Source organism: Actinomadura sp. ATCC 39365 (genome assembly GCF_054392275.1).
In genome coordinates, this window is the sequence record NZ_CP184335.1 from 9,951,266 (window position 1) to 9,968,134 (window position 16,869).

Annotated in this window: 19 protein-coding genes; 9 read left to right on the plus strand and 10 right to left on the minus strand. The window is 73.5% G+C overall.

Annotated elements, in window-relative coordinates:
* Nucleotides 1-39 precede the first annotated feature (39 nt).
* Together ACNF49_RS47555 and ACNF49_RS47560 are read left to right on the plus strand one after the other, a co-directional pair.
* A complete protein-coding gene (locus ACNF49_RS47555; RefSeq protein ID WP_482941831.1) occupies nt 40-474 on the plus strand; it encodes a SigE family RNA polymerase sigma factor in 435 nt (144 codons plus the stop codon).
* Nucleotides 471-1,541 (plus strand): WD40 repeat domain-containing protein, encoded by a 1,071-nt coding sequence (locus tag ACNF49_RS47560; protein ID WP_357983849.1) that lies wholly within the window; start codon nt 471-473, stop codon nt 1,539-1,541. The genes ACNF49_RS47555 and ACNF49_RS47560 overlap by 4 nt, the downstream gene beginning before the upstream one ends.
* A 10-nt stretch (nt 1,542-1,551) precedes the next feature.
* Here the strand turns inward: ACNF49_RS47560 and ACNF49_RS47565 are convergent, their stop codons facing one another.
* Nucleotides 1,552-2,481, minus strand: coding sequence for an SDR family oxidoreductase (locus ACNF49_RS47565; RefSeq protein ID WP_358000649.1), 930 nt, complete (start codon nt 2,479-2,481; stop codon nt 1,552-1,554).
* Nucleotides 2,482-2,490: 9 nt separating this feature from the next.
* The gene (locus tag ACNF49_RS47570) at nt 2,491-3,219 is read right to left on the minus strand and encodes an SDR family oxidoreductase (RefSeq protein ID WP_482941832.1); all 729 of its coding nucleotides are present in this window, start codon (nt 3,217-3,219) and stop codon (nt 2,491-2,493) included.
* Between the two features lie 46 nt (nt 3,220-3,265).
* Here ACNF49_RS47570 and ACNF49_RS47575 point away from each other — a divergent pair, with 46 nt between their 5' ends.
* From ACNF49_RS47575 to ACNF49_RS47590, 4 genes are read left to right on the plus strand one after another with little or no spacing between them, the layout of a single operon-like run.
* Nucleotides 3,266-3,994 (plus strand): enoyl-CoA hydratase family protein, encoded by a 729-nt coding sequence (locus tag ACNF49_RS47575; protein ID WP_482941833.1) that lies wholly within the window; start codon nt 3,266-3,268, stop codon nt 3,992-3,994.
* Nucleotides 3,991-4,767 carry a CoA transferase subunit A gene (locus tag ACNF49_RS47580; RefSeq protein WP_357983861.1) on the plus strand — a complete coding sequence of 259 codons (777 nt, stop codon included), beginning with the start codon at nt 3,991-3,993 and terminating at the stop codon, nt 4,765-4,767. The genes ACNF49_RS47575 and ACNF49_RS47580 overlap by 4 nt, the downstream gene beginning before the upstream one ends.
* Nucleotides 4,754-5,488, plus strand: coding sequence for a CoA-transferase subunit beta (locus ACNF49_RS47585; RefSeq protein ID WP_357983864.1), 735 nt, complete (start codon nt 4,754-4,756; stop codon nt 5,486-5,488). The genes ACNF49_RS47580 and ACNF49_RS47585 overlap by 14 nt, the downstream gene beginning before the upstream one ends.
* Nucleotides 5,485-6,507, plus strand: a complete 1,023-nt coding sequence (locus tag ACNF49_RS47590; RefSeq protein ID WP_482941834.1) for an NAD(P)H-dependent flavin oxidoreductase — start codon at nt 5,485-5,487, stop codon at nt 6,505-6,507. The genes ACNF49_RS47585 and ACNF49_RS47590 overlap by 4 nt, the downstream gene beginning before the upstream one ends.
* 65 nt (nt 6,508-6,572) lie before the next feature.
* Here the strand turns inward: ACNF49_RS47590 and ACNF49_RS47595 are convergent, their stop codons facing one another.
* The 3 genes from ACNF49_RS47595 to ACNF49_RS47605 all read right to left on the minus strand — a co-directional run bounded on the left by ACNF49_RS47595 (nt 6,573) and on the right by ACNF49_RS47605 (nt 10,000).
* The gene (locus ACNF49_RS47595; protein WP_357983870.1) at nt 6,573-7,238 is read right to left on the minus strand and encodes a pentapeptide repeat-containing protein; all 666 of its coding nucleotides are present in this window, start codon (nt 7,236-7,238) and stop codon (nt 6,573-6,575) included.
* Nucleotides 7,239-7,242: 4 nt separating this feature from the next.
* Nucleotides 7,243-8,721 (minus strand): glycoside hydrolase family 3 protein, encoded by a 1,479-nt coding sequence (locus tag ACNF49_RS47600; protein WP_357983873.1) that lies wholly within the window; start codon nt 8,719-8,721, stop codon nt 7,243-7,245.
* A gap of 124 nt (nt 8,722-8,845) precedes the next feature.
* Nucleotides 8,846-10,000 carry an acetyl-CoA C-acetyltransferase gene (locus ACNF49_RS47605; protein WP_482941835.1) on the minus strand — a complete coding sequence of 385 codons (1,155 nt, stop codon included), beginning with the start codon at nt 9,998-10,000 and terminating at the stop codon, nt 8,846-8,848.
* Between the two features lie 98 nt (nt 10,001-10,098).
* Between ACNF49_RS47605 and ACNF49_RS47610 the strand changes: the two genes are divergently transcribed.
* A complete protein-coding gene (locus ACNF49_RS47610; protein ID WP_357983878.1) occupies nt 10,099-10,770 on the plus strand; it encodes a TetR/AcrR family transcriptional regulator in 672 nt (223 codons plus the stop codon).
* Complete coding sequence (locus ACNF49_RS47615; protein ID WP_357983881.1) at nt 10,767-11,447, plus strand: DNA alkylation repair protein; 681 nt, start codon at nt 10,767-10,769, stop codon at nt 11,445-11,447. The genes ACNF49_RS47610 and ACNF49_RS47615 overlap by 4 nt, the downstream gene beginning before the upstream one ends.
* Before the next feature lie 27 nt (nt 11,448-11,474).
* Here ACNF49_RS47615 and ACNF49_RS47620 read toward each other — a convergent pair whose 3' ends face one another.
* Complete coding sequence (locus ACNF49_RS47620) at nt 11,475-12,314, minus strand: LysR family transcriptional regulator (RefSeq protein WP_357984130.1); 840 nt, start codon at nt 12,312-12,314, stop codon at nt 11,475-11,477.
* Between the two features lie 82 nt (nt 12,315-12,396).
* Between ACNF49_RS47620 and metE the strand changes: the two genes are divergently transcribed.
* Nucleotides 12,397-14,541: a 5-methyltetrahydropteroyltriglutamate--homocysteine S-methyltransferase gene (gene metE / locus ACNF49_RS47625; RefSeq protein WP_482941836.1), complete on the plus strand. Its 2,145-nt coding sequence runs from the start codon at nt 12,397-12,399 to the stop codon at nt 14,539-14,541.
* Here metE and ACNF49_RS47630 read toward each other — a convergent pair.
* The 4 genes from ACNF49_RS47630 to ACNF49_RS47645 all read right to left on the minus strand — a co-directional run bounded on the left by ACNF49_RS47630 (nt 14,532) and on the right by ACNF49_RS47645 (nt 16,806).
* Nucleotides 14,532-15,083, minus strand: a complete 552-nt coding sequence (locus ACNF49_RS47630) for a GNAT family N-acetyltransferase (protein WP_357983887.1) — start codon at nt 15,081-15,083, stop codon at nt 14,532-14,534. The genes metE and ACNF49_RS47630 overlap by 10 nt on opposite strands.
* Before the next feature lie 51 nt (nt 15,084-15,134).
* A complete protein-coding gene (locus ACNF49_RS47635; protein WP_482941837.1) occupies nt 15,135-15,269 on the minus strand; it encodes a hypothetical protein in 135 nt (44 codons plus the stop codon).
* Between the two features lie 4 nt (nt 15,270-15,273).
* Entirely contained in the window at nt 15,274-15,477 is a 204-nt protein-coding gene (locus ACNF49_RS47640; protein ID WP_482941838.1) for a hypothetical protein, read from the minus strand.
* A gap of 486 nt (nt 15,478-15,963) precedes the next feature.
* Entirely contained in the window at nt 15,964-16,806 is an 843-nt protein-coding gene (locus ACNF49_RS47645; RefSeq protein ID WP_482941839.1) for an alpha/beta fold hydrolase, read from the minus strand.
* Between the last annotated feature and the right edge of the window lie 63 nt (nt 16,807-16,869).

Sequence of the window (16,869 nt, forward strand, 5' to 3'; positions counted from 1 at the left end):
GGGTTCCACGAGTTCGTACGCGCCCGTCAGCAGTCGCTGATGCGGACCGCGTACCTGCTCACCGGAGACCCCCATCTCGCCGAGGACCTGTTGCAGACGGTCCTCACCCGTGTCGCCTCGCACTGGGGCAAGCTCGCCAAGGACGGCAACCCCGAGGCGTACGCGCGCCGGGCCCTGGTGAACCAGACCATCTCCTGGCGCCGGCGCAGACGGCCCGAACTGCCCGCCGCCGAGCTGCCGGAGACCGGCGGGCACGCGCACGACGAGGCGACCGTGCGCCGCCTGACCCTGCTCGACGCGCTGGGCCGGCTCACCCCGAAACAGCGCGCGGTGATCGTGCTGCGCTTCTACGAGGACCGCACCGAGCACGAGACCGCCCGGCTCATGGGCGTCTCGCTCGGCACGGTCAAGAGCCAGACGCACTACGCGCTGTCCCGGCTGCGTGCCCTCACCCCCATGGAGGTGTACCGATGAAGACGCTGCGCGAGGACCTGCGGGCGCTGGCCGAGCAGGCGCCGGTCGTCGACCTGGCCGCGCGGGCCGTCCTGCGCGCCCGGCGCAGGCGCGCGGCCCGCCTGGCCGTGAGCGTCGCGGCGGCGGTCTGCGTGATCGGGGGCGGCGGCGCGGTGCTCCTGCGGGAGGCACGCCCGGCGCCGCCGATCGTGCTCACCCCGCCGACGGCCACCGCCCTCGAACTGCCCGCCGAGGGCGTCGCGCCGGTCGAGCAGTTCTACCGGCCGATGTGCCGCGACGACGCCTCGGCCTGCCCGTGGCGGCTGGTGACCCGGGACGGCGCCACGTACGAGCTGGCCGACGGGCCGCAGAACGGGCCGGTCGAGGCGACGGCCGACGGGCGCAGGATCGCCTACTACAGCCCCGGCAGGCACGCGATCGTCGTCCGGGACCTGGCCGGGGGCCAGGTGTGGACGTCGCCGCTGAAGCAGGATGCGGAGGACTTCGCCGCCGAGTACGCGCTGCGGCTCTCGCCCGGCGGCCTGCGCTTCGTGGTGGCGGGGGCGGGCGTGCCCCGGCTCGTGGACGTGGAGCGCGGCACGGCGACCCCCCTGCCGAAGGGCTCGTGGCCGGTGAGCGTGGCGGACGGGACGGGCCCGGTCGTGCTGGCCAGTGCCAAGGAGGACACCACGTCGTTGCGGGTGCTCGGCCGCGACCCGGTGACGGTTCCGGAGCACACCTACGACTTCAGCGCCCTGGCCCCGGACGGGCGCACGATCGCACGCGTCGGCACGACCCTCGACCGGAACCGGGAGCCCATGGTGCAGCGCGACGGCACGATCGTCGTCTTCGACGTCACGGGGGGCAAGGAGCGCCGGGTCAGGCCGTCGGGACTCGCCGAGGGGCTGCGGCCGGCCAAGCTGGGCGGCTGGACGTCCCCCCAGGAGGTGACGATGCTGGCCTATCCGGACGACGACCCCCGCGCCGTCGCCAGGGTCTACGCGGTGGACGTGACCTCGGGGCGTGCCACCGAGCTGTTCGCGCTGCGGGGGGACGGCCAGTCGTCCGTGCCCGGGCTGGTCCGCTAGCCGGCGGGGATCAGGGGGCCGCGCCGTAGACGGGTTCGGGGGCGGGCGCGGCCTCCAGGAGCGTGGCGACGGCCTCGCCCACCTCCTCCGGCGACCAGCGGGCCCCCCGGTCCACGGCGGGGCCGTGGCGCCAGCCGGTGGCCAGCGCGATCGTGCCGCCCTCCACCTCGAAGACCCGGCCCGTCACGTGCGCGGCGGCCGCCGAGCCGAGCCAGACCACGAGCGGGGCGACGTTCGCCGGGTCCATGGGGTCGAACCCGGCCCGCGGCCTGGCCATGGTCGCCGCGAACACCTCCTCGGTCATCCGGGTGCGGGCGGCCGGCGCGATGGCGTTGACGGTGACGCCGTAGCGGGCCAGCTCGGCGGCGGCGACCTGGGTGAGCGCGGCGATACCGGCCTTGGCCGCCGAATAGCCGGCCTGGCCGACGCTGCCCAGCAGGCCCGCGCCCGACGAGGTGTTGACCACCCTGCCGGACACCTCCTCGCCCGCCTTCGAGCGCTCCCGCCAGTACGCGGCCGCGTGCCGCAGCGGCAGGAAGTGGCCCTTGAGGTGCACGCGGACGACGTCGTCCCACTCCTGCTCGGTCATCGAGACCAGCATGCGGTCGCGCAGGAAGCCGGCGTTGTTCACCAGGACGTCCAGCCGGCCGTACGCGCTGACGGCGGTCTTCACCAGCCGGGCGGCGCCGGCCCAGTCGGACACGTCGTCGCAGTTGGCCACCGCCCGGCCGCCGAGGGCCTCGATCTCCGCGACGACCTCGTGGGCCGGGCCGGACGACGCGCCGCCGCCGTCGCGGGCGGTGCCGAGGTCGTTCACCACGACGCGGGCGCCCTGCCGGGCGAACTCCAGGGCGTGCTGCCTGCCGATGCCGCGTCCGGCGCCTGTCACGATCACCACGCGGCCAGCGCAAATGCCCACAAGACCTCCCAAGGGGATCATGCACAGATATCAAGAAATATCGTCAGAAGCTAGGTGTTGCCAGGCGGGGATCTCGCCGCCACCGTCCACCCGTACCTCGGCGCCGGTGACGTAGCCGGGGGCGGCCAGCCACAGGCACGCCGCGGCCACGTCGGCGGGCGTGGCGGGGCGGCCCGCGGGGATGGTGGCGTCCGCCCGCCCCTGACCGGTGTACCGCTCGGCCGCCGTGGTGTCGGCCAGGCCGACCACGACCGAGTTGACCCTGACCTCGGGGGCCCATTCGGCGGCCAGGCAGCGGGCCAGGTGGTGCAGGCCCGCCTTGGCGGCGCCGTACGCGGCGGTGCCGGGCGAGGGACGCGCGCCGCTGACGCTGCCGATCATCACGATCGCCCCGCGAGCCGCGGCCAGCAGCGGGTGGGCCCGCTGGGAGACCAGCAGGGGGGCGGTCAGGTTGAGCTCGATGACGCGGGCGTGCAGGCGCGGCGAGGTGCCCGACACGGGGGCGGGCGGCGAGCCGCCGGCGTTGTTGACCACCACGTCGAGCCGGTCGAACCCGGCGACCAGCCGTTCGACGTCCGCCGGGACGCGCACGTCGGCCTGGACGAAGCGCAGGCCGTCCAGGGGGCCGGGGTCCTTCCTGGCGCAGACCGTCACGTCGGCGCCGGCCGCGCGGAAGGCGTGGGCGATGCCCGCGCCGATGCCCTGGGTGCCGCCCGTCACCAGCACGGACCTGCCCGTGTAGTCGTAAGTGACCGTCACGGGTGCTACCGTACCAAGCAAGCGTTAGGTGCGACCAGGGAGCGCGATGGGGATCACACTGCGGGACGGGCCGGTCGCCGAGGTCGTGGTGGACGTGCCGCCGGTGAACGCGTTGACCGTCCAGGGCTGGGCCGACCTGGCGGCGGCGGTGCGCGCGGCCGGGCGCGACCCGGCGACCAGGGTGGTGGTGCTGCGGGCCGAGGGCCGCGGGTTCAACGCCGGCGTGGACATCAAGGAGATGCGGGCCGACCCCGGGCACACGGCGCTCGTCGGCGCGAACCGGCAGTGTTTCGAGGCGTTCGCGGCCGTCTACGAGTGCGAGGTGCCGGTGATCGCCGCCGTGCACGGGCACTGCCTGGGCGGCGGCGTCGGCCTGGCCGGCAACGCGGACGTGGTGGTGGCGAGCGAGGACGCCTACTTCGGGCTGCCCGAGGTGGACCGCGGGGCGCTCGGGGCCGCCACGCACCTGGCCCGGCTGGTGCCCCAGCACCTCATGCGGGCCATGGTCTACACGTGCCGGAACGTCACGGCGGCCGAGCTGCACGCGTTCGGGTCGGTGCTGGAGGTGGTGCCGCCCGACAAGCTGCGCGAGGCGGCGATGGAGGTGGCCGGGCAGATCGCGGCCAAGGACCCGTACGTCATCCGCCGCGCCAAGGAGTCGCTGAACGGCATCGACCCGGTGGACGTGCGGCGCAGCTACCGCTTCGAGCAGGGCTTCACCTTCGAGCTGAACCTCATGGGCATGGGCGACGAGCACAGGGAGCGGTTCCGATGAGCAAGGTGATGTCCGTCGAGGAGGTCGCGGCCTCGGTGGAGAGCGGGATGACGGTCGGGATCGGCGGCTGGGGCTCGCGGCGCAAGCCCATGGCGCTGGTGGGCGGCCTGCTGCGCACGTCCGTCCGGGATCTGACGATCGTCTCCTACGGCGGCCCGGACGTCGGCATGTTGTGCGCGGCGGGCAAGGTGCGCAGGGTCGTGGCGCCGTTCGTCACGCTCGACTCCATCCCCCTCGAACCGCACTTCCGGGCGGCCAGGCAGGCGGGCGCGGTCGAGTTCACCGAGTACGACGAGGGCATGTTCATGTTCGGGCTGCTGGCGGCGGCGCACCGGCTGCCGTTCCTGCCGACGCGGGCGGGGCTGGGGTCCGGCGTGCTGCGGGTCAACCCGGAGCTGCGGACGGTGCGCTCGCCGTACGGGGACGGGGAGGAGCTGGTCGCGGTGCCCGCCCTGACCATGGACGTGGCCCTGGTGCACCTGAACCGGGCCGACGTCCGCGGGAACGCCCAGTACCTGGGCCCCGACCCGTACTTCGACGACCTGTACGCCAAGGCGGCCGGGCGCTGCTACGTGTCCTGCGAGCGGCTGGTGGACACCGCCGACCTGTTGAAGGAGGGGCCGGTGCAGTCGTTGCTGATCAGCCGGTCGATGGTGACGGGCGTGGTGGAGGCGCCCGGCGGGGCCGGGTTCACCTCCTGCGAGCCGGACTACGGGCGCGACGAGGAACGGCAGCGGCGGTACGTGGAGGGCGGCGTCGATGACCAGAACTGAGGTGAGCAGGGCCGACGTTTGCGTGCTGGCCTGTGCGGAGGCGTTCAGGGGCGACGGGGAGATCCTGGCGGCCGGGATCGGCGGGGCGGTCACGGTGCTGGCCGCGCGGCTGGCCCGGCTGACGTTCGAGCCCGGCCTGCTCACCTCCGACGGCGTCTGCCTGCTCACCGGCGACGTGCCCGCGCTGGGAGCGGCGCCCGAGGTGGTGGAGGGGTGGCTGCCGTTCCGGGAGCACCTGTGGCTGGTGCTGAACGGCCGCCGGCACGTGATGCTCGGCGCGAGCCAGATCGACCGGCACGGGAACAGCAACATCTCCTGCATCGGCGACTGGGCCCGTCCCAAGGCCCAGCTCCTCGGGGTGCGCGGGGCGCCGGGGAACACGCGGTGCGACCCGACGAGCTACTGGATCCCGCGGCACTCGCGGCGGGTGTTCGTGCCCGCGGTGGACATGGTGAGCGGGCTGGGCACCGACCGGGGGGCGTACGAGCTGCGGCGGGTGGTGACGGACCTGGCGGTGCTCGACTTTGCCACACCCGACGGCTCGATGCGCCTGGTGTCCACGCATCCGGGGGTGAGCGTGGCCGACGTGCTGGCCGCCACCGGCTTCGACCTGGTCGTCCCGCCGGAGGTGCCCACGACGCGGGAGCCGGACGCCGTCGAGCTGGCCGTCCTGGACCGGCTGGATCCCGGCCGGGCGCGCGACCGCGAGGTGGCCGGATGAGGACGGCGCTGACCGAGCTCACCGGCTGCCGCCATCCCGTCGTCCAGACCGGCATGGGGTACGTCGCGGGCGCCCGGCTGGCCGCGGCCGTCTCGGCGGCGGGCGGGCTGGGCGTGATCGGCGCCGCCACCATGTCGGTGCCCGAGATGACGGCGGCGGTCAGGCGGGTCAAGGAGCGGACCGACGCCCCCTTCGGGGTGAACATCCGCTCCGACGCCGACGACGCGGCCGAGCGGGTGGAGGTGATGATCAGGGAGGGTGTGCGGGTGGCGTCGTTCGCCCAGGCGCCCCGGCGCGAGCTGATCGCCCGGCTCAAGGACGCGGGGGTCGTCACGATCCCGTCGGTGGGGGCGCGCCGGCACGCCGAGAAGGTGGCCGCGTGGGGCGTGGACGCGGTGATCGTGCAGGGCGGCGAGGGCGGCGGGCACACCGGCCCGCTGGCCACCACGCTGCTGCTGCCGCAGGTCGTGGACGCGGTGGACATCCCGGTGATCGCGGCGGGCGGCTTCTTCGACGGCCGGGGCCTGGTCGCCGCGCTGGCCTACGGCGCGTGCGGGATCGCCATGGGCACCCGGTTCCTGCTGACCCGCGAGTCCCCGGTGCCCGGCGCGGTCAAGGACGTCTACCTGGCCGCCCGCGAGACCGTCGTGACGACCAGGGTGGACGGCGTGCCGCACCGCGTGCTCAGCACCCCGTTCGTGGCCTCGCTGGAACGCTCGCGGCTGCTGCGCGCGGTGCTGAACGGCGCCCGCTTCCGTCGGCTGTCCGGCCTGTCGTGGGGCGCGCTGGTCCGCGAGGGACGCCGGATGCGCCGCGGCCGGGAGCTGACCTGGGCGCAGGTGCTCCAGGCGGCCAACACGCCGGTGCTGCTGCGCGCGGCGATGGTGGACGGGCGGGCCGACCTCGGGGTGATGGCCTCCGGCCAGGTGGTGGGCGTGATCGAGGACCTGCCGTCGTGCGCCGAGCTGATCGGGCGGGTGATGGCCGAGGCCGAGGAGGCGCGCAGGCGCCTGGCCTGACCAACCCGACGCCTGACCCACGCGATGCCTGCCCCACCCGACGCCTGGCTCACCCGATGCCTGGCTCACACGACGGTGATGCCCCGGGCGGCGAGGATGGCGTTGGCCTGGGCCTGGTTGATGATCGCGCCGGCGAAGGCGCGCAGCTTGGCGTCGTCGGGCTGCCCGAGGTCGGCGCCGCGCAGGTCGGCCTTGGCGAACGTGGTGTTGAGCAGCCGCGTGCCGATGAGCCGGCAGTCGCTGAGGGTGGCCTCGGTGAAGTCGCAGCCCGACAGGTCGGCGTCGTCGAAGCGCACCCCCTCGATGAACTCGCCGCGCAGCGAGCAGCCGCCGAGGTTGGCCAGCGTCAGGTTGCACCGCGCGACCTTGAAGCCGGTGCCGCGCGAGGCCGTGAGCGCGGCGCCGATCATGCGGCAGCCCTGGAAGGAGGCGTCGGTGAGCAGGGCGCCGCCGAACTGGGCCGAGGACAGGTCGACGTCGGTGAACGTCGCGTCGATCAGGTCGGCGTCGTTGAACCTCGGGCGCATGCCGCCGCCGCCCGCGAAGACCGCGCCGTCGAGGTCGGCCTTGCGCAGGTCGGCGCCGTCGAGCACGCAGGACTCGAAGCGGGCGCCGGCCAGCGCGGCTCCGGACAGGTCGGCCTCGGTCAGGTCGCAGCCGCGGAAGACGTGCGGCCCGTCGTCATGGAGGGCGGGGCGGCTGTGGGAGAGGTCTTCGCCGTCGAGGATCACGGTGTCACAGCGTACCGGTGAGCACCTCCGCCGCCGCCTGGCCGCAGACCCGCGCCGACCCGTACGTGGCGATGTGCACGGCGCCGAGGTCGGAGCGGGCGGGCAGGCCCATCTCCACGACGACGGCGTCCGGCCGGGCGCTGAGCAGGTGCCGCAGCGCCTCGCCCTGCCAGGCGTAGCGGTGCGCGTCGCGGACCACGATCACCAGCGGGCGCTGCGCCGCCTCGCCGATCAGCCGCTCCAGCCTGGCCCCGGTGGTGTCCCCGGCCGCCAGCCGGGTGACGGCGGTGCCGGGCAGCAGCCGTCCCAGCGGCTCGCCGACGCCCCACGGGGTGCCCTTGTCAATGGCCAGGTTCATCTCGGGCGTCAGCTCGACCACGTGCGCCGCCCCGGTGAGCGGCAGCACGGGGGCCGTGGACCTGCGGGTGACGCGGACGGCCCGGCGGGCCGCGGAGAGCCCGAGGTAGCCGTCCTCCGGTACGGGGCTGCCCGAGGAGGTGGTCCAGGCGGCCAGCTCGCGGACCCTGCGTGCGGCGTCGGCCAGTCGCTCCTCGGGCAGCAGTCCTTCGGTCACGGCGGCGGCGATGGCGTCGCGGACCTCGACGGCGGTGGCCTCGTCGGCCCGCTCGCCGCCCACGCAGATCGCGTCGGCCCCCGCGGCTATGGCGCGGGCGGAGGCGCCCCCGATCCCGTACGCCCCCGACACCGCGGCCATTTCTATGCCGTCCGTGATGATCATTCCCTGGAAGCCCAGCTCCTCGCGCAGCAGGCCCGTGAGGACCTTGGGGCTGAGCGTGGCGGGCAGCTCGGCGTCGTAGGAGGGCACGAGCAGGTGGCCGGTCATGATCGACCTGACCCCCTCCTTGATCGCTTCCCGGAACGGGAAGAGCGCCTCCTCGATGCCGGCGTCGGCCACCACGGGCACGCCGTGGTGGGAGTCGACGGTGGTGTCCCCGTGGCCGGGGAAGTGCTTGGCGCAGGCGGCCACCCCGGCCGACTGCAGGCCGCGGACGAACGCCCTGGTGTGCCGGGCGACGAGCGCCGGGTCGGCCCCGAAGGAGCGCAGGCCGATGACCGGGTTGTCGGGGTTGGAGTTGACGTCGGCGGAAGGGGCGAAGTCGATCGTGATGCCCGCGGCCGCCAGTTCGCCGCCCATGTCCCTGGCCAGGGCCTCGGTGAGGCCGATGTCGTCCACGACGCCGAGCGCGTACCCGCCGGGACGGCTGCTGCCGGTGCTCACCTCCAGCCGGGTGACCTCGCCGGACTCCTCGTCGGTGCCGACGAGCACCGCGGGGTTCTCCGCGCGCAGCGCGGCGGTGAGCCGGGCGACCTGCGCGGGGTCGGCGATGTTGCGGGAGAACAGCACCACACCGGCCAGTCCCTCGCCGAGTCGTCGGCGGATCCAGTCCGGAGGCATCTGTCCCGCGAAACCAGGGAGGAGGACGGCGTCGGCGAGGCGAAGAAGGTCACCGCTGAGGGGCATGACCCGAAATCTAATAGGAAAGTTTCCTATTTGCTAGAGGCATTTTCTGATGTCAGCCCGGTTCCTTCCGTGTCTTATTCAACCATTGCCGGAAATGCTCACTTCAGTTGGCGCGGCGCGCCTTTCAGCCGAGGCGTTCGATGACGGTGACGTTCGCCTGTCCGCCGCCTTCGCACATGGTCTGCAGGCCGTACCGGCCGCCGGTGCGCTCCAGTTCGTGCAGCAGCTTCACGGTCAGGACCGCGCCGGTCGCGCCGAGCGGATGGCCGAGTGCGATGGCGCCGCCGTTGGGGTTCACCCGGGCCGGGTCGGCGCCGGTCTCCTTGAGCCAGGCCAGCACGACGGAGGCGAACGCCTCGTTGATCTCGATCGCGTCGAAGTCGTCGACGGCCAGGCCGGTCCGGCCCAGGGCGTGGGCCGTGGCGGGGATGGGCGCGGAGAGCATCATGATCGGGTCCGCGCCGCGCGCCGAGAGGTGGTGCACGCGGGCGCGCGGGGTCAGCCCGTGGTCGCGTACGGCCCGGGGCGAGGCGACCAGCAGCGCCGCCGCGCCGTCGGAGATCTGGGACGCCAGCGCCGCCGTGAGCCGCCCCCCTTCGGCCAGCGGCCTGAGCGCGGCCATCTTCTCCGGCGTGGTGTCCCTGCGGGGAGCCTCGTCGTCGGCGACGCCCTCCCAGGGGACGATCTCGCGCCGGAAGCGCCCCTCGTCCACGGCCCGCAGCGCGCGGCGGTGGGACTCGTAGGCGTAGCGCTCCATGTCCTCGCGCGACAGGTCCCAGGCCACCGCCATCTGCTCGGCCCCGGCGAACTGGGAGACCTCCGCCGTGCCGTAGCGGGCGGCCCAGCCCTTGGACCCGGCGAACGGGGTCTCGTGCCCGAGCGGCCGGCCCGCCAGCATGGCCGAGGAGATCGGGATCATGCTCATGTTCTGCACGCCGCCCGCCACCACCAGGTCGCTGGTGCCCGACAGCACGGCCTGGGCGGCGAAGTGCAGGGCCTGCTGCGAGGAGCCGCACTGGCGGTCGACGGTGACGCCCGGCACCTCCTCGGGCAGCCCGGCGGCCAGCCAGCAGGTACGCGCGACGTCCCCGGCCTGCGGCCCGATCGTGTCCACGCAGCCGAAGATCACGTCCTCGACGGCGGCGGGATCGGCGTCCGCGCGGTCCATCAGCTCGCGCAGCACGTGCGCGCCGAGGTCGGCCGGGTGGGCCGCGGCCAGCCCGCCGTTCCTGCGCCCGACGGGGGTACGGACGGCGGCGACGATGTAAGCTTCGTTCATCTCCGCATCCTAACAAGCGCTTGGTAAGCAAGATAATGCCCTACGAGCTGGGCCTGACGTGTGAACAAGCGATTGTCTGAGGGCTCATAATGGGAAACGTGACCACGCGAAAGAACTCCGGCACCACCACGTCACCGGCGAAGCGCCAGCGTGCCTCCTCCACCGGGGCGGCCTCAGAGCGGCGCGACCACCTCGTCAAACTCGCCGCGGAGCTCTTCGCGCGCAAGGGCTTCCAGGCCACGACCGTACGCGAGATCGCCGACGAGGCGGGCATCCTGTCCGGCAGCCTCTACCACCACTTCGACTCCAAGGAGACGATCGTCGACGAGGTGCTGTCCACCTTCCTCGACGACCTCATCGCCCGCTACCGCGCCGCCGTCGACAACAACTCCGACGCCCGCACGGTCCTGTCGGAGATGGTCCGCATCGGCTTCGGCACGCTGGAGCCCCACCGCGCCGCGATCACCGTCATGCAGAACGACTGGAACTACCTGCGCCAGTTCGAGCGCTTCAACTACCTGGTCAAGGCCGAGGACGAGGTCGAGCAGATCTGGGTGACCCAGATCAAGGCCGGTCAGGCGGCCGGGCTGTTCAGGGCCGACGTCGACCCCAAGCTGACCTACCGGATGATCCGCGACACCATCTGGGTGGCCGTGCGCTGGTTCCGTCCCGGCGGCAGGCTCAACACCACCGCGCTGGCCGAGCACTACATCACCGTGCTGTTCGACGGGCTCGCCACCGGCGAGCGCACGACCCAGCGTCAGGGATGAGCCTCGGCAAGGCGGTGCGGCTGGCCCTTGAGGAGGTCGCCGAGCCGGACAAGGCCGAGCCGATGCGCGCGTACATGAAGTCGGAGATGCCCTTCCTCGGCGTGCAGGCGACGCCGAGGCGGGCGGCGCTCAGGCGGGTGTTCGCCGGCCACCGCATCGACTCCGCGCCCGAGTGGCGGCGCGCGGTGCTCTCGCTGTGGCGGGAGGCCGAATACCGCGAGGAGCGTTACGCCGCCGTCGAGCTGACCGGCCACCATTACTACCGCGACTTCCAGACCCTCTACACCGTGCCGATGTACGAGGAGATGATCGTCACCGGCGCCTGGTGGGACCTGGTCGACGAGCTGGCCACCCACCGCGTCGGCGGCCTGCTGGCCGCCTACCCCGACACCATGCGCCGGCTCATGCTGGAGTGGGCGGCCGACGCCGACCTGTGGAAGCGCCGCACCGCGATCCTGTGCCAGAACCGCTTCAGGTCCCGCACCGACACGGCCCTGTTGTACGCCTGCATCGAGCCCAGCCTGTCCGACACCGACTTCTTCGCCCGCAAGGCCATCGGCTGGTCCTTACGCGAGTACGCCAAGACCAACCCCGACGAAGTCATCCGGTACGTCCGCGCCAAGGGCATCTCCGGCCTGAGCCGCCGCGAGGCCCTGAAGAACCTGCCCGTCAGCTAGCCCCTCCCTTTCCGGCCTCACCCGGCCTCACCGGGTCCAGAGCGCGTCCTGCACCGCCTGCACCAGCGCCATCAGCTCCGGCGTCACCCGCTCCCGCGCCCAGGCCAGCGCGTAGGTGATGCGCAGCTCCCCCGCCTCCAGCGGCACGAACCGCACGTCGTCCCGCCTGACGGATCTGACCAGGAGCTGCGGGATCGGCAGCAGCCCCGCCCCGGCGGCCACCAGATCGAGCGCGGCGGCGAAGTCGTCGTCGGCCACCATCCGCGAACGCCCCGGCAGCCCCGCCCACGGCCGGCTCCCGGGCGTCAGCAGCACCTGCCCGCCCAGGTCGTCCGGCGTGACCCTGCCGTGCCCGGCCAGCCGGTGCCCGAGCGGGACGGCCAGATGGTCGACGGTCACGTGGAAGCGGGCCGCCGTGACGAACTGCGCGGGCGCCGGCGTGGCCAGGATCGCGGCCGAGACCTCCCCGCTGCCCAGTGCCCGGGCCGCGGCGCCCCGTCCGGCCGCGACGAGCTCCACGCCGATCGCCGGGGCGCGCCCGGCCAGCCGCCTGGCGATGCGCGCGGCGAGCGTGCCCACCATCGGTGGATAAGCCAGGTGAATGGTCGGACGGGCCAGTCTGGCGGCCTCGGCGGTGAACGTCTGAGCCGATTCGAGCACCTGCCTGGCGTACGGCAGCAGCCCCTTCCCCTCGGCCGTCAGCCGCACCTCGCGGGCGCTGCGCTCGAAGAGCCTGACCCCGGCGGCGCGTTCGAGCCGGTTGATGGCCTGGCTGACGGCGGGCTGCGACATGCCCAGGTCGGCGGCGGCGGCCGAGAACCCTAGCCGCTCGGCGACCAGGAGGAAGCAGTGGATCTCCTTGAGCATAAGCAGCACTTATCGATGATGCACCACCTCCGCTCCGCCGGACACGATTCCCGCATCTGACCGACGTGATCGAGGAGCTGAGATGTCGCCATTCCCCACGTCCACGGTGCTCGGGTATCCGAGGATCGGGCCGCGACGGGAGCTGAAGCGGGCCCTGGAGTCGTACTGGGACGGGCGGTCCGGCCGGGCGGAGCTGGAGCGGACGGGCGCGGAGATCAGGGAGCGGACCTGGCGCCGGCTGGCCGAGCTGGGCCTTGCGGGCCTGCCGTCCAACACCTTCTCCCTGTACGACCACGTGCTGGACACCGCGGTCCTGCTGGGCGCGGTGCCCGAGCGCTACCGCGCGGCCGAGGACCCCTACTTCGCGATGGCGAGGGGCACCGAGGGCCTGGCGCCGCTGCGGATGACGAAGTGGTTCGACACCAACTACCACTACATCGTGCCGGAGATCGGCCCGGAGACCGTCTTCAAGCTGGACGCCGCCAAGCCGCTCGCCGAGGTGCGCGAGGCCCGCGCGCTCGGCTACGAGACGCGGCCCGTCGTGGTCGGGCCGGTGACGTTCCTGCTGCTGGCCGGGGCGCCCGAGCGGCTGGAGGACGTGCTCGGCTGCTACGAGGAGCTGCTCGCGGCGCTGGCCGCCGAGGGCGTCGAGTGGGTGCAGCTCGACGAGCCGGCGCTGGTCGGCGACCGCACGCCCGAGGAACTGGCGGCCGTGCGGCTGGCCTACGACCGGCTGGGGTCGGCGGCCGTCCGTCCGGGGCTGTTCGTGGCCTCCTACTTCGGTGACCTCGGGCCCGCGCTGCCGGTGCTGGCCGGCACGCCCGTCGAGGCGATCGGCGTGGACCTGGTGCGCGGCGGCGCCGTGCCCGACCTGCCGGGCAAGACCGTGGTCGCGGGTGTGGTGTCGGGCCGCGACGTGTGGCGCACCTCGCCGGAACGCGCCTTGGCCGCCCTCGGCGGCGTGCGCGCGGACCGGGTGACGGTGAGCACGTCGTGCTCGCTGCTGCACGTGCCCTACGACGTGGACGCCGAGCCCGACCTCGATCCGGCGCTGCGGGAACGGCTGGCGTTCGCCGAGCAGAAGGTGGCCGAGGTGGTGGCGCTGGCCCGGTCGGACTTCCGGGGGCCGGTCCCGGCCGGGCCCTCGGTGCCGCTGACCGCGCCGGCCGCGCCGGAGGAGCGGGCTCCGTACGCGGTACGGGCCGCCGCCCAGGACGCCCACCTGCGCCTGCCCGTGCTGCCGATCACCACCATCGGCTCGTTCCCCCAGACCGGCGAGCTGCGCGCGGCGCGGGCGGCCGTGGTGGCCGGCACGCTGTCGGAGGAGGACTACGAGCGGCGCGTCGAGGCCGAGATCGAGCACGTCGTCAGGGTGCAGGAACGCCTCGGCCTGGACGTGCTCGTGCACGGCGAGCCTGAGCGCAACGACATGGTGCAGTACTTCGCCGAGCACCTGGACGGGTTCGCGGTCACCAGGAACGGCTGGGTCCAGTCGTACGGGTCGCGTTGCACCCGGCCGCCGATCCTGCACGGCGACGTCGGCCGTCCCGCGCCCATCACCGTGCGCTGGGCCTCCTACGCGCAGTCGCTCACCGCCAAGCCGGTCAAGGGCATGCTCACCGGGCCGGTGACGATCGTGGCCTGGTCGTTCGTCCGCGACGACCTGCCGCTGCGGGACGTGGTGTTCCAGGTGGCCGACGCGGTACGCGAGGAGGTGCGCGACCTGGAGGCGGCCGGAGTGTCGATCATCCAGGTGGACGAGCCCGCCCTGCGCGAGCTGCTGCCGCTGCGGCGGGCCGCGCAGGCCGACTACCTGGAGTGGGCGGTGGCGGCCTACCGGCGGGCCACCTCGGGCGCGGCCGACCGCACCCAGATCCACACCCACCTGTGCTATTCGGACGCCGACCAGATCCTGGCCGCCATCGACGGCCTGGACGCCGACGTCACCACGATCGAGTCGGCCCGCTCGGGGGCGCGCATCCTGGGCGCGGTGCGCGCGTTCGGCCGCGGCCTCGGCCCCGGCGTGTACGACATCCACTCCCCGCGCGTGCCCGGCGCGGACGAGGTCGAGGACCTGCTGCGCAGGACGCTGGCGGCGCTGCCGGCCGAGCGGGTCTGGGTCAACCCCGACTGCGGGCTGAAGACGCGCACGTACGAGCAGGTGGAAGCCTCGCTGGCGCACGTCGTCGAGGCCACCCGGCGGCTGCGGACCGAGCTTCAGCCGTAGAGCGCGGTGAACTCCTCGACCGTCATCCCGAACAGGATCCCGTCGTCGTAGCGCCCGGCGGCGAAGCGGCTCCTGCGCCGGCGGCCTTCCTCGACGAAGCCGAGCCGCCGGTGCAGGGCCAGCGACGGGTCGTTGGAGCTGTAGACCCACGCCTCGGCCTTCTGGAAGCGGCGCTCGGCGAACATGTAGCGCAGCAGCAGCACGATCGCCTCGCTGGCGTAGCCCTTGCGGTGGTGGGGCGTGCCGATGGAGATGCCGTAGCAGAACGTGCCGTGCACACGCTCGACCTCGTGCGTGTTGAGCATGCCGACCGGCCGGCCGTCGCCGGCGTCGGCGATCACCAGGCGCAGCTCGTCCATGTCGGACTCCTGCTCGGCCAGCTCCCTGGCCCACTTCTGCGCCTGGGCGGCCGAGCGGGGCGGAGGCACCCGCCAGCCGTTCCTGGCCGCGTCGGTGTCCTCGTCGAAGGCGAGGAACGCCGCCCAGTCCTCCGGTTCGATGGCCCTCAGGCGCACCCGCTCGCCGACCCACGCAGACGTCATGAAGGGGAGCAAACCAGAGCACGCCCCCGCGCGCGAACCCTTTTCCGGCCCTCACCCGCGCCCGTACGTGTCCTCGGCCCGCCAGAAGTACCAGAGCCCGGAGATCAGTCCGGCGACCGCCCAGAACGCGCAGCTCAGCCAGACGAGCGGGCGAGGGCTGTACGCGTGGATCAGGATGTCGCGCATGAACTCAATGGTGGAGGGCGGCGGGGTTGAGGTACATGACGTCGGCCACCCACTGCGGCCGCCCGACCCCGCCGACCGGCCTGCCGGTGACCGGGTCCGGATAACCCACGATCTTGTACTGGATCGAGTAGAAGACCCCGGAGGCGTACAGCCAGGTCCGCAGGACGAACGGCAGGAGCTGGTTCACGTCGCGCAGCGCGGCCCCCACCGGCCGACTGCCGCAGTTCCTGAAGGGTGTAGGCCAGGGGCAGCGCGGCGCGGGGGAAGTGCAGGGCGCGGATGAGCGAGAGGTTCCCCGAGACGGACCTGGCCCCCGCCGAGGCCGACCGCCGGCTGTAGGTGAAGGCGAACATCCCCGTGACGAGGAACGCCGCGTAGTTCTCGACGTGCTCCTGTCCGCCGAGGACGAGGCCGAACATGACCCATTAGATGCCGGCGTTCCCATAATCGGCGCAGGTAGACGTGCATGTCCGGGCGGGCCGTGGCTCGCCGCGGCCCGTGACGGGTCGCGAGGGCGGCGAGTGATTCCTGTTCGGGTGCGGATGACATGGGAGTCCCCTCACGGCCTGCTGCGTCGCGGAATGCCCAGGAGTCTAGGCTCCGGCGTGGCGGGGCGGGCGCTCTCGCGCGCCTCCGGCAGGGACGCCCTGCGAGCCTGCGAGGGGCGCGGTTCCGCGTGGGCGCCGACGTCGGGTCAGACGGCTCGTCCGTCCAGGAAATCGACGACGCGGGTGTTGAGGTCGGCGGGCTCGTGCCACGGCATCGCGTGATGGGACAGGTGCGGCAGCACCGCGGTCCGCGCGCCCGGCAGCAGGCGGGCGGCGGCCGACGCGACGCGGTGCGGGGAGTGCGCCCTGCCGCGTCCGGCGACGAGCACGAGGGCCGGCGTGGTGAGCGCGCGCAGCGATCCGGGCTCGGGCCGCTTCCCGGTGACGATCTTGGTGTCCGGGAACTCCGCGGCCAGGCCGTAGAGCCGCAGCCAGGCGGGGTCGGCGGGCGCGCCGCCGGTCTCCCACTCCAGGAAGGCCCGCGCGCGCGAGGCCGTCGGCCGCAGCAGGGTGGGCAGCGCGCGGGCCAGGTATTCGGCCCGGAACCCGCCGAAGCACTGCGTCGGGTCGAGGAGGACGAGCCGCCGGACCCGCCGGGGCGCGTGGAGTGCGTACGTCAGGGCGATCCACCCGCCGTAGGAGTGTCCGCACACCGCGGCGCTGTCGATCCCGAGGCCGTCGAGCACGCCGTCCAGCCAGCCGAGCAGGTCCTGGACGTTGCGCGGGGGTCGTTCGCCCCGGACGCTGCGTCCCGGCTCGCCGATGCGGTCGACGGCGTAGACGCGATGGCGGCGGGCGAACTCGGCGACGTTGGCGAACCACATCGCCGCCGTGGTGCCGCCGCCGTGCAACAGGACCAGCGGCGGGCCGTCCGCGGGGCCGCACGCGTTCACCCGGGTCGTGCCGTACGCCGAGGGCAGGTCGATCGGCTCGACCGGAACCGGCCAGCGTTCGAGGACGGCGTCGTACGCGAAGAGGAAGTCGGACATGCCGTACCTCACTGAATAGCTTGCTCAACAACAATCTCGTTGGGCGAGATAATGCCATACTGG

What these genes read in the sequence shown, in the direction of transcription:
- ACNF49_RS47555 (WP_482941831.1), top strand. Translation starts at nt 40, where the DNA reads ATGCGGACCGCGTACCTGCTCACCGGAGACCCCCATCTCGCCGAGGAC.
- ACNF49_RS47560 (WP_357983849.1), top strand. Translation starts at nt 471, where the DNA reads ATGAAGACGCTGCGCGAGGACCTGCGGGCGCTGGCCGAGCAGGCGCCG.
- ACNF49_RS47565 (WP_358000649.1), bottom strand. Translation starts at nt 2,481, where the DNA reads ATGATCCCCTTGGGAGGTCTTGTGGGCATTTGCGCTGGCCGCGTGGTG.
- ACNF49_RS47575 (WP_482941833.1), top strand. Translation starts at nt 3,266, where the DNA reads ATGGGGATCACACTGCGGGACGGGCCGGTCGCCGAGGTCGTGGTGGAC.
- ACNF49_RS47580 (WP_357983861.1), top strand. Translation starts at nt 3,991, where the DNA reads ATGAGCAAGGTGATGTCCGTCGAGGAGGTCGCGGCCTCGGTGGAGAGC.
- ACNF49_RS47585 (WP_357983864.1), top strand. Translation starts at nt 4,754, where the DNA reads ATGACCAGAACTGAGGTGAGCAGGGCCGACGTTTGCGTGCTGGCCTGT.
- ACNF49_RS47590 (WP_482941834.1), top strand. Translation starts at nt 5,485, where the DNA reads ATGAGGACGGCGCTGACCGAGCTCACCGGCTGCCGCCATCCCGTCGTC.
- ACNF49_RS47600 (WP_357983873.1), bottom strand. Translation starts at nt 8,721, where the DNA reads ATGCCCCTCAGCGGTGACCTTCTTCGCCTCGCCGACGCCGTCCTCCTC.
- ACNF49_RS47605 (WP_482941835.1), bottom strand. Translation starts at nt 10,000, where the DNA reads ATGAACGAAGCTTACATCGTCGCCGCCGTCCGTACCCCCGTCGGGCGC.
- ACNF49_RS47615 (WP_357983881.1), top strand. Translation starts at nt 10,767, where the DNA reads ATGAGCCTCGGCAAGGCGGTGCGGCTGGCCCTTGAGGAGGTCGCCGAG.
- ACNF49_RS47620 (WP_357984130.1), bottom strand. Translation starts at nt 12,314, where the DNA reads ATGCTCAAGGAGATCCACTGCTTCCTCCTGGTCGCCGAGCGGCTAGGG.
- metE (WP_482941836.1), top strand. Translation starts at nt 12,397, where the DNA reads ATGTCGCCATTCCCCACGTCCACGGTGCTCGGGTATCCGAGGATCGGG.
- ACNF49_RS47630 (WP_357983887.1), bottom strand. Translation starts at nt 15,083, where the DNA reads ATGACGTCTGCGTGGGTCGGCGAGCGGGTGCGCCTGAGGGCCATCGAA.
- ACNF49_RS47635 (WP_482941837.1), bottom strand. Translation starts at nt 15,269, where the DNA reads ATGCGCGACATCCTGATCCACGCGTACAGCCCTCGCCCGCTCGTCTGG.
- ACNF49_RS47645 (WP_482941839.1), bottom strand. Translation starts at nt 16,806, where the DNA reads ATGTCCGACTTCCTCTTCGCGTACGACGCCGTCCTCGAACGCTGGCCG.